11 protein-coding genes and 1 pseudogene are annotated in these 11,092 nt (G+C 51.6%); 4 read left to right on the plus strand and 8 right to left on the minus strand.

Going from position 1 to position 11,092, the window contains the following annotated elements:
- Positions 1–12: 12 nt before the first annotated feature.
- The 3 genes from HEN33_RS17520 to HEN33_RS17530 all read left to right on the plus strand — a co-directional run bounded on the left by HEN33_RS17520 (position 13) and on the right by HEN33_RS17530 (position 2,999).
- Positions 13–744 (plus strand): fimbrial biogenesis chaperone, encoded by a 732-nt coding sequence (locus HEN33_RS17520; RefSeq protein ID WP_000143540.1) that lies wholly within the window; start codon positions 13–15, stop codon positions 742–744.
- Positions 741–1,802: a fimbrial protein gene (locus HEN33_RS17525; protein ID WP_115739398.1), complete on the plus strand. Its 1,062-nt coding sequence runs from the start codon at positions 741–743 to the stop codon at positions 1,800–1,802. Before HEN33_RS17520 ends, HEN33_RS17525 begins: the two co-directional genes overlap by 4 nt.
- A 150-nt stretch (positions 1,803–1,952) precedes the next feature.
- Positions 1,953–2,999 (plus strand): AbrB family transcriptional regulator, encoded by a 1,047-nt coding sequence (locus HEN33_RS17530; protein WP_001354852.1) that lies wholly within the window; start codon positions 1,953–1,955, stop codon positions 2,997–2,999.
- Here the strand turns inward: HEN33_RS17530 and nei are convergent.
- The 5 genes from nei to ybgI are packed head-to-tail and all read right to left on the minus strand — an operon-like array spanning position 2,996 to position 6,896.
- Positions 2,996–3,787 (minus strand): endonuclease VIII, encoded by a 792-nt coding sequence (gene nei, locus HEN33_RS17535; protein WP_176262497.1) that lies wholly within the window; start codon positions 3,785–3,787, stop codon positions 2,996–2,998. The two genes, HEN33_RS17530 and nei, sit on opposite strands and share 4 nt — an antisense overlap.
- Before the next feature lie 36 nt (positions 3,788–3,823).
- Positions 3,824–4,558, minus strand: a complete 735-nt coding sequence (gene pxpA, locus HEN33_RS17540; RefSeq protein ID WP_088541576.1) for a 5-oxoprolinase subunit PxpA — start codon at positions 4,556–4,558, stop codon at positions 3,824–3,826.
- A complete protein-coding gene (gene pxpC, locus HEN33_RS17545; protein WP_000912727.1) occupies positions 4,548–5,480 on the minus strand; it encodes a 5-oxoprolinase subunit PxpC in 933 nt (310 codons plus the stop codon). The genes pxpA and pxpC overlap by 11 nt, the downstream gene beginning before the upstream one ends.
- Entirely contained in the window at positions 5,474–6,130 is a 657-nt protein-coding gene (pxpB, locus tag HEN33_RS17550; RefSeq protein ID WP_001188343.1) for a 5-oxoprolinase subunit PxpB, read from the minus strand. The genes pxpC and pxpB overlap by 7 nt, the downstream gene beginning before the upstream one ends.
- 22 nt (positions 6,131–6,152) lie before the next feature.
- A complete protein-coding gene (ybgI, locus tag HEN33_RS17555; protein WP_000798863.1) occupies positions 6,153–6,896 on the minus strand; it encodes a radiation resistance protein YbgI in 744 nt (247 codons plus the stop codon).
- Between the two features lie 270 nt (positions 6,897–7,166).
- Between ybgI and dtpD the strand changes: the two genes are divergently transcribed.
- Entirely contained in the window at positions 7,167–8,648 is a 1,482-nt protein-coding gene (gene dtpD / locus HEN33_RS17560) for a dipeptide permease DtpD (RefSeq protein ID WP_001032684.1), read from the plus strand.
- Positions 8,649–8,796: 148 nt separating this feature from the next.
- Here the strand turns inward: dtpD and phrB are convergent, their stop codons facing one another.
- The 3 genes and pseudogenes from phrB to HEN33_RS17575 all read right to left on the minus strand — a co-directional run.
- A complete protein-coding gene (gene phrB, locus HEN33_RS17565) occupies positions 8,797–10,215 on the minus strand; it encodes a deoxyribodipyrimidine photo-lyase (RefSeq protein WP_176262498.1) in 1,419 nt (472 codons plus the stop codon).
- Positions 10,212–10,721, minus strand: a complete 510-nt coding sequence (locus HEN33_RS17570; protein ID WP_176262499.1) for a YbgA family protein — start codon at positions 10,719–10,721, stop codon at positions 10,212–10,214. Before HEN33_RS17570 ends, phrB begins: the two co-directional genes overlap by 4 nt.
- Positions 10,722–10,862: 141 nt before the next feature.
- Positions 10,863–11,092: pseudogene (locus tag HEN33_RS17575) on the minus strand (ISAs1 family transposase); the annotation flags it as partial.

Raw genomic sequence — 11,092 nt, forward strand, 5'->3', positions numbered from 1 at the left:
AAGGAAATGAAAATGACATTTATGAAAGGACTTCCCCTTTTGTTGTTGGTTACCAGTCTGTGTAGCCACGCTGCACTACAACCCGACCGCACTCGCATTGTGTTTAACGCTAATGATAAAGCTACCAGTCTGCGAGTAGATAATCGTAGCGATAAACTCCCCTACCTCGCTTATTCCTGGCTCGAAAATGAAAAAGGGGAGAAAAGCGACGATCTTCTGGTCGCCCTGCCACCGATACAACGTCTGGAACCGAAAGCAACAACGCAGGTGCGGATAGTCAAGCAAGCCTCGACCGCGAAATTACCGGGCGATCGCGAAACGCTATTTTTCTACAATATGCGTGAAATTCCTCCCGCCCCGGAAAAAAACAGCGACCATGCCGTTCTGCAAGTCGCCATCCAGAGCCGTATCAAGGTGTTCTGGCGACCGTCTGCATTACGCAAGAAAGCAGGAGAAAAGGTCGAACTGCAGTTACAGGTCAGCCAGCAGGGCAATCAGCTTAGCTTAAAAAACCCTACTGGCTATTATCTGACCATCGCGTATCTTGGGCGAAATGAGCAAAGCGTTCTCCCGGGCTTCAAAACTGTGATGATTGCGCCTTTTAGTACAGTAAGCACAACCACTGGAAATTATAGTGGCAGCCAGTTTTATCTCGGTTATATGGATGATTATGGCGCATTACGCATGACAACGCTCAACTGTAACGGGCAATGCCGTTTACAGGCTGTGGAGGCGAAGAAATGAGTGCTGGCAAGGGATTGTTGCTCATCATCTGTCTGTTATTTCTACCGTTAAAATCTGCGCTTGCCCTGAACTGTTACTTTGGTTCATCCGGTGGTTCGGTAGAAAAATCGGAATCTATTCAACCATTTGCTGTACCAGGGAATGCCAAACCCGGCGATAAGATCTGGGAGTCTGACGATATTAAAATTCCCGTCTATTGTGACAACAATACCAACGGCAACTTTGAGAGCGAGCATGTCTACGCCTGGGTAAACCCGTACCCGGGAATTCAGGATCGCTATTATCAACTCGGCGTAACTTACAATGGTGTTGATTATGATGCTAACCAGGGAAAAAGCCGCATCGACACTAACCAGTGCATCGACAGCAAAAACATTAATATTTATACCCCTGAGCAGATCATCGCGATGGGATGGCAGAACAAAATTTGCTCTGGTGATCCCAATAATATTCATATGTCGCGTACGTTTCTCGCTCGCATGCGGTTATACGTCAAGATACGAGAGATACCGCCGCATGATTATCAAAGCACGCTCAGCGATTACATTGTGGTGCAATTTGATGGCGAAGGAAGCGTTAATGAGGACCCAACCGCCCAAAACCTGAAATATCATATTACCGGTCTGGAAAACATTCGGGTATTGGATTGCAGCGTCAATTTTTCTATTACCCCAGCCAACCAGGTCATTGATTTTGGTAAATTTAATGTACTGGATATCCGGCGACACAACATGACAAAAACATTCGGTATTAAAACGACAAAATCACAAAACGATCAATGTACCGACGGATTCAAAGTCAGCTCCTCGTTTTATACCGAAGAAACGTTGGTTGAAGAGGATAAAGCACTGCTGATTGGTAATGGTCTGAAACTACGTTTGCTGGATGAAAATTCTTCACCCTATACTTTCAACAAATACAGCGAATATGCCGACTTCACCAGTGACATGCTGATCTACGAAAAAACCTATACGGCTGAACTTTCGTCTATTCCCGGCACTCCCATTGAGGCTGGCTCCTTCGATACCGTGGTGCTTTTTAAGATTAACTATAACTAATTTCCCATGATGCCCTTTGCAACCGAAAGGGCATCTCTTTCAGAAAATTGCTGATTTTCCCCTTTTCCTTGATTGCTGTTATTTTTTCCTGGCCCGGCTTTCTTTATGCTGTATCGATACACCAAAGAGAAAATAATGAGGAAGCGAAGGATGCCAGTTTTGCAGTGGGGAATGTTATGTGTGCTTTCACTTCTCCTTTCTATTGGCTTCCTCGCGGTACATCTTCCGGCGGCACTATTACTTGGGCCAATGATCGCCGGAATCATCTTTAGTATGCGCGGAATTACTCTGCAACTTCCCCGATCCGCTTTTCTCGCCGCCCAAGCCATTCTTGGCTGCATGATTGCGCAAAACCTCACTGGTTCGATTCTCACCACGCTAGCCGTTAACTGGCCGATTGTGCTAGCCATTTTACTCGTGACGCTGCTTTCCAGTGCCATCGTGGGCTGGTTACTGGTGCGCTATAGCTCACTGCCTGGAAATACCGGTGCCTGGGGTTCTTCGCCAGGCGGCGCGGCTGCGATGGTTGCTATGGCACAGGATTACGGCGCAGACATTCGTCTGGTGGCGTTTATGCAATACCTACGAGTGCTGTTCGTCGCGGGGGCGGCGGTACTGGTTACGCGGATGATGTTGGGTGATAACGCTGAAGCGGTTAACCAGCAGATCGTCTGGTTCCCGCCAGTGAGCATTAATCTCCTGCTTACAATTTTGCTCGCGGTCGCTGCCGGTACGGCGGGATGCTTGCTACGTCTTCCTTCCGGCACGATGCTCATCCCGATGCTGGCAGGCGCGCTGCTCCAGTCTGGTGAGTACATAACCATCGAACTACCGGAATGGCTTCTGGCGATAGCCTATATGGCAATTGGCTGGCGGATTGGTCTTGGTTTCGATAAACAAATATTACTGCGAGCATTGCGTCCACTGCCACAAATCCTGCTGTCGATTTTTGCTCTGCTGGCTATTTGTGCGGGTATGGCGTGGGGGCTGACCCGGTTTATGCATATTGATTTTATGACTGCCTACCTCGCCACCAGTCCCGGCGGGCTTGATACCGTGGCGGTCATCGCCGCAGGGAGCAATGCCGATATGGCGCTTATTATGGCGATGCAAACCCTACGCCTGTTCAGTATTTTGCTGACGGGGCCAGCCATTGCGCGGTTTATTTCAACCTATGCGCCGAAGCGGTCGGCCTAGTGCTGGCAGCCTGGACACCAGTAAAACGGGCGCGAGGACAACGTGGTTTTCTCAATGATGCTGCCACAACGTTCGCACGGTTCGCCATCACGATGAAAAACCTTAAAGCGAAACAGCGCCCCATGATGTTTATTCTCATCCACCTGCCCCCGCGTAGCGTAAGAAAGTCGAGGAATCTCCAGTAACGCGTGTGCGAGTGCATCCAGTTGCGCCGCATTGAGATCTTTCGCTTTATGATTGCCGGTTAACCCCACCTGCCAGAGGATCTCCACCCGCAAATAATTGCCAAGCCCAGCCAGAAACGCCTGATCGAGTAGTAATCCAGCAAACTGACGGTTACGAAAGCGCGGCGACAATAACCGTTCTTTCACCACCTCCGGCGTCAGATTCGGGTCGAGTACATCGGGGCCAACGCGTTGTAAAAACGGATGCGTGGTCAGTTGTTCCGGAGTCAACATCTCAATATCCGAGGCGCTATAAAGTAGAATGGTTTTGTCGACAGTTTGCAGTTTTACCCGCAATACTCGCGTGGTCTGCGGCTCTTCGCCGGTATCAACCACGCGCCAGACGCCGTAAAGCTGATTATGGCTGTAGAGCGTTAACCCGTTGGAAAAATGAGTTAACAACGCCTTACCTCGCGTTTCCACATGGGTAACGTGTTGACCGATAAGTTGTGATTGATACGGTTTTAACTGCGGGAAGGCAAACCAGACATCCGTCAGGAGTTTGCCCTTGATCGCCGCCTCCAGGTTATCCGCTGCGCGGCGGATTTCCGGGCCTTCAGGCATGGTGATATCCTTTTTTCATTCTTTATTTAAGCGGGGTTATGCTGCGACAACAATCCCCTTTTCGGCAAATGTAGAGCGTAGTCGGCGGGCGAACGCCAGTGCGTGTTCTCCATCGCCATGCAGGCAGACCGTTTGCGCCGTGACCATTGCCCATTCGCCGGTGATACTTTTGACTCTGCCGTGTTGCACCATCTCCAACGTTTGCGCAAGCGCCTGTTCTTCGTCTTCAATCAGCGCGCCTGGCTGGCTTCGCGGCACCAGCGAGCCGTCAGCCTTGTAACCGCGATCGGCAAACACTTCCTCGCGCGTTGTCAGGCCATATTGCTTGCCTGCACGAATCAGCTCGCTTCCCGCCAGCCCGACGAGAATCAATGCCGGATCGCAAGCGTATACCGCTCTGGCGATGGCGTCTGCCAGTTGTGCCTCTTTCGCCGCCTGGTTATACAACATGCCGTGCGGTTTGACATGACGCATTACGCCGCCTTGAGCACGGGCAATCGTTGCCAGCGCGCCAATTTGATACAGCGTCTGGGCGTAAACGGTTTCTGGCGGCAGCTGCATGGCGCTGCGACCAAAATTTTCCCTGTCGGGAAAACTCGGGTGAGCGCCAATCGCAACACCATTTTTTATTGCTTCACGCACGCAAGCCTGCATGGTTTGCGCATCGCCTGCATGAAATCCACAGGCAATATTGGCAGAGGAAACCAGCGTTAATAGCTCTGCGTCGCTGGCACAGCCTTCGCCCAGATCGGCGTTCAGGTCAATTTTCATTGTGCAGCCGCCACGCTAATTGTTCGAAATAACGTTGCTGATCTTGCCGTGCTTTCAGTGCCTCTTCCAGTGAACACTGGACAAAATGAATCGGCTGACCGAGCGGAATTTGCGCCAGATGGTACATATCAGCCTCAATGATACAGGCAATACGCGGATAACCACCGGTGGTCTGTGCGTCGTTCATCAATACAATCGGCTGGCCGTTATGCGGCACCTGCACCACGCCCGGCAACAAACCATGAGATAACAGTTCGCGATCGGTGGTGCGTTTTAAAATTTGCCCCTGTAAGCGATAACCCATACGGTTACTTTGCGGACTAAGCTGCCACGGCGAGCGCCAGAATGCATCCTGCGAGGCGCGATCGAACTCATGATATTCCGGCCCCGGCAAGGCGCGAATGCGGTTGCCCCACAGCAGCTGTTTAACGCCCTGCGCTTCCATAAAATCACGCTTCGATTTACCCATCGGGAGTCGGTCACCATCCTTCAGTAAACGGCCTTCCAGCCCACCAATCCCCACTTTGAGATCGGTACTGCATGACCCCATTACCGGCGGAACATCAATACCACCCGCGACCGCCAGATAACTGCGCATCCCGTGCTGCGGGCGTTTAAGCGTTAAACGCTGGCCTGCTTTCATCGGCAATCGCCAGCCAGTCCAGACGGCATTATCATCCAGCCGCGCTTCGCAACCTGCCCCCGTCAGGGCAAACCAACCATCAGTTTCGAACTCTACCGTTAACTGACCGAGCGTTATCTCCAGCGCGGGGGCATTGGCGTCATTACCCACCAGCAGGTTAGCAATGCGTAACGCAGGCATATCCAGTGCGCCGCAGTGGCTGATACCCGACTGGCGAAAACCGTGACGACCGCCATCCTGCACAGTGGTATACATGCCCGCACGAATAATCTTCAGCATACTCCCTCCTTCTGCGGTACAAAGCGCACGCTGTCTCCCGGACGTAATAAGATGGGTTCGTCACGCGCCGGATCAAACAGGCTGAGTGAGGTATGACCAATCAACTGCCAGCCGCCCGGCGTTGCCAGCGGATAAACACCGGTCTGCGGCCCGCCGATCCCGACAGAACCTGCCGGAACGAGCAAGCGCGGTTCAGCGCGCCGTGGCGTGTGTAGTTGTTCCGGCAAACTCCCGAGATACGGGAAGCCCGGTTGAAAACCTAAAAACCAGACCACGTATTCCACAGAGGAGTGCAATTCAACAACCTGTTTTTCGCTCAATCCACAATGCGCCGCGACCACCGCCAAATCCGGTCCGCCTGCGCCACCGTAAACCACCGGAATTTCAATAAAACGAGACTCCGGCTCCAGCGCCTCACTCTCCTCCCACCAGCGTTGCAAACGCTCTATGGCATCCAGCGCCAGCGACTCAGGATTACGTAAAATCACCGTGATATTGTTCATGCCAGGAATGGCTTCAACCACATTCGGCATATCCACCAGACGCTGCGCCAGTCGCCAGATCCGTTTCTGGCTAGCCAGCGTCACCGGCGGTTCCAGCTCCAGCACTACCGCCGTTTCACCTATCAGATAACAACGCGCTCGTTGCACTTTCGATCCCTCTGATTATTCGTTATGCAGGATTAGGAATATCAATAAAGGTCACATCAAGATCGGTATTTTCATTCAGCCACTCGCTCAATGCGCGAATACCACCGCGTTCAGTGGCATGGTGACCCGCAGCATAAAAATGCAATCCCTGCTCGCGGGCTGAATGAATGGTCTGTTCAGAAACTTCGCCAGTAATAAAAGCATCCACGCCAAAACGCGCGGCGCTATCGATAAAACTTTGCCCGCCGCCCGTGCACCAGGCGACGCGCTGAATCACCTCAGGTCCGGTATCGCCACACCATAACGGCTTACGTCCCAGACGCGCTTCAATCCAGGAGGCTAGTTCCAGTCCCGGCACAGGCATAGTCAGTTCGCCCCACGGCACTAACGGCTCAATTTCACCCAAGACCGTAATCCCAAGTAATGCCGCCAGCTGTGCGTTATTGCCCAGCTCCGGATGTGCGTCAAGCGGCAAATGCCAGCCATACAGGTTGATATCATTCGCCAACAATGTTTTTAAGCGGTTACGCTTCATACCGCGAATTACTGGCGATTCCCCTTTCCAGAAATAACCATGATGCACAATGACCGCATCCGCGCCCAGACGCACCGCTTCATCGAGCAAAGCCTGGCTGGCGGTGACACCGGTAACAATTTTTTGCACCGTCTCTTTGCCTTCCACCTGCAAACCATTCGGCGCGTAATCACTAATCGCCGCGCTGTTCAGTTTTTCGTTAATCAGTTGTTCCAGTTCGGTGTTTTTCATCTTCGCGCCTTCCGTATTCTGATAGCTACACCGTTAACATAGCGTTACCTCGCCTGTTCGTCGATAGCCAATCTTTTGACATATTAAGAAACAAACCCGACGCCAAAAGACGCAAATTGTTTATATCATCACGCTTCAGCTAATGTATATTTATGCAATCAGACAGCATATTGCACAAATAATCAGATCTGTATCAAAGTTTTAACTTTAAGGAAACACAAGCACGCCGCGCAACTATTACGTGACGTTGCAGTCAATTGTGGAATTATTATGAATAAACACGCATCACAGCCGCGCGCTATTTACTATGTCGTTGCGCTGCAAATCTGGGAATATTTTAGCTTTTACGGCATGCGTGCCCTGCTGATTCTCTATCTCACCAATCAACTAAAATACAACGATACTCACGCCTACGAGTTATTTAGCGCCTACTGTTCGCTGGTGTATGTCACGCCAATCCTCGGTGGCTTTTTGGCGGATAAAGTTCTCGGCAATCGCATGGCGGTGATGCTGGGGGCGTTGTTGATGGCGATCGGTCATGTGGTGCTGGGTGCCAGTGAGATCCATCCGTCATTCCTCTATCTGTCCCTGGCGATTATCGTTTGTGGCTATGGCCTGTTTAAATCTAATGTAAGCTGTCTGCTCGGCGAACTGTATGAGCCAACCGATCCGCGTCGTGATGGCGGTTTCTCGCTGATGTATGCGGCGGGTAACGTGGGGTCTATTATCGCACCTATCGCCTGTGGCTACGCCCAGGAAGAGTACAGTTGGGCGATGGGCTTTGGTCTGGCGGCGGTTGGCATGATCGCGGGTCTGGTTATCTTCTTATGTGGCAATCGTCATTTTGCTCATACCCGTGGCGTTAACAAAGACGTACTGCGTGCGACAAACTTTCTCCTGCCTAACTGGGGATGGCTGCTGGTTCTGCTGGTGGCAACACCTGCGCTGATTACCGTACTGTTCTGGAAAGAGTGGTCGGTATACGCCTTGATTGTCGCGACTATCATTGGCCTTGGCGTTTTGGCAAAAATTTATCGCAAAGCAGAAAACCAGAAACAGCGTAAGGAGCTGGGGCTGATTGTGACGCTCACCTTCTTCAGCATGTTGTTCTGGGCCTTCGCACAACAGGGGGGTAGCTCGATTAGCCTTTATATTGACCGCTTCGTTAACCGCGATATGTTTGGTTATACCGTTCCGACCGCTATGTTCCAGTCGATTAATGCCTTCGCGGTCATGCTGTGCGGTGTGTTCCTGGCGTGGGTAGTTAAAGAGAGCGTCGCAGGTAATCGTACCGTGCGCATCTGGGGAAAATTTGCTCTTGGCCTCGGCCTGATGAGCGCCGGATTCTGCATTCTGACCTTAAGCGCCCGCTGGTCCGCTATGTATGGTCACTCTTCTCTGCCACTGATGGTGTTAGGCCTGGCGGTGATGGGATTTGCGGAACTGTTTATCGACCCGGTTGCTATGTCGCAGATTACGCGCATTGAAATCCCCGGCGTGACCGGCGTATTAACCGGTATTTATATGCTGCTTTCCGGCGCGATTGCGAACTATCTGGCGGGCGTGATTGCCGATCAGACATCGCAAGCTTCGTTTGATGCTTCCGGAGCGATCAACTACTCCATCAATGCATATATTGAAGTGTTTGATCAAATCACCTGGGGTGCACTGGCGTGTGTAGGACTGGTACTGATGATTTGGCTGTATCAGGCGCTTAAGTTCAGAAACCGCGCGCTGGCGCTGGAGTCTTAACAGGCCAGCACCGATGCCTGATAAAACGCTCGCTGCGTTTTATCAGGCCTGGATGTCCCTGCAATATATTGAATTTGCACTATTTGCCAGGCCGGAGAAGGCGTTCACGCAGTATCCGGCATCCGGGCAAGATTGCCTGACGCGTCTGTTATTTCCCCTTCCTCGCCGCCTCATACGCTGCCAACGTTCGTACTCTCGCTTCTTTGTGATCGACTATCGGTTGCGGATAATCCAGCGTCACACCTGATTTATCTGCCCACTTCCACGGCTCATGCACCGCTTTCCCTGGCACATCGCGCAACTCTGGTAGCCACTGGCGGATAAACTCACCTTCGTGGTCAAATTTCTCGCCCTGAGTTGTCGGATTGAAAATACGGAAATACGGTGCAGCATCGGTTCCAGTAGAAGCCGCCCATTGCCAGCCACCGTTATTGGCTGCCAAATCACCATCAATCAGTTGCGACATGAAATATCGCTCGCCTTCCCGCCAGTCGATCAGCAAATCTTTCACCAGAAAACTGGCAGTAATCATCCGCAGGCGATTATGCATCCAGCCAGTGCTGTTAAGCTGACGCATGGCCGCATCAACAATCGGGTATCCCGTTTTGCCTTCCTGCCAGGCCTTTAAATGCGCGGGATTACTTTGCCACTGTACGCGATCGGTCCAGGCAATAAAGGGGCGATGCTTACACAGTGACGGGTGATACGTCATCAAATGACGGTAGAACTCGCGCCAGATCAGCTCATTAAGCCAGACGCTACCAGCCCCGCCATCCAGCGCTTGCGGCTGTTCCGCCAACAGGCGATGCAGACACTGGCGAGGCGATACCCTACCCGTTGCAAGGCTTGCAGACAAACGGCTGGTGCCTTCCACTGCCGGAAAATCACGCTGCTGATCGTACTGACTCGCACCGTTCTGGCAAAACTGGCGTAATTGCGCAATCGCCGCTTTTTCTTCCACCGGGAAATGCGCGGTATCGAAAGACTGACGAGGGTAATTCAGCGTAATAGATGGCGCGGGATCTAATGATCCGCTACTCCGAACTTTTGGCGCAGCGACGCACTCCGGCATCCCTTCCCGCAGCCGTTTCAGCCAGGCATTCTTAAAAGGCGTAAAGACTTTGTACATCTCATGATTGCCAGTCATCACCGCCCCCGGCGGCAGGATCACGCTGTCATCGAACCCTTCACACACCACGTTACTCAGCGCTCTTTCAACTTCCACATCCCGCGCCCGCTCATTCACCTCATACTGATAGTTATAAAACAGATGGGTAACACGATTTTCCGCGCACACCTGTTTAACTATTTCGACGCTGGCGGCAAAGTCATCCACTTCATGAAACAGCAAAGGAATGCCTTTTTCCGCCAGCGCGATTTGTAGCCCGTTCAGTTGTGCATTGATAAATTCAGCCTGACGCGGCGACATATTATGCGCCGCCCACTGGCGTGGTGTAGCGATATACAACGCCAGCACGCGTGCAGACGAATTGCGGCAGGCGGCAGCAAGCGCGAGATTGTCGTACAGACGTAAATCCTGACGAAACCAGACCAGATGGGTAGTCATAAAACTCCTGCATGGCGCAACTTAATCACCCGCGGCCAAAGTTCGAAATAACGCTGCCCTGAAAGCCAGGCGTTAGGGTAAAGCGCCATATAGTGTTTGATACGCATCAGCGGCGCAAGAAGCGGTTGCTCGCCACGGCGATAACTGTCGATAAGCGCCGCCAGCTGCTGGCGATCTGTGGAATCAATATGTGGGCGAAAATACCCCTGAACGTGCATCAAAACGTTTGTATGATCGCGCCGATTGGCGGGGTGAGAAAGCAAAACAATGACGCGTTGGCGGTACTGGTTGTAATAGTCATCCAGATTTTGCCACTGGTGAATATCAGCCACAAACGGGCCAAGTTTGCGGTATTCCGGCTGGGAATGGGCCAGAAAGACGAGTTTATAGCGGCTGTGATAATCGTTGAGCGCCCCGCGCGTTAAGCCATGTTCTTTCAGTCGATGTAACTCATAAAGCGCGAAGATACGGATTAGAGTGCTTTCATCAAATCGTTGCTGATTCATTACTGCTCCTGAACGGTTTACAGGAGTAAGTGTAGACGTTGGCAAATGATGTTTGTGAAGTTAATCCTGTTGTAGCAGGGCAAGATTACGAAAGCACGCTCCCCGCAAGGACTGACGCCAGATACTTTCTGTCCATGGCTGCCCTTTCCATTCAAACGTGAAATCAATAAGTTCATCAGGGACATCGCAAACAATATGAAGACGGATTTCTTCTCTGCCGTGACTCTTTTCACTAATGGCGTAACTGTCATGCTCTGGATTATTTAATTCTTTCAGTGGAAATTTTTCCTCAAAGGCTTTATTAAGCCGCCCCTGATTTCCTTTTACAGCGAATAAATAATCACCTCCCTGTTTTTGTATCTTCTCTGCAA

It is taken from the genome of Escherichia sp. 94.0001, assembly GCF_013369155.2.
In the GTDB taxonomy this organism is placed as follows: domain Bacteria; phylum Pseudomonadota; class Gammaproteobacteria; order Enterobacterales; family Enterobacteriaceae; genus Escherichia; species Escherichia coli_F.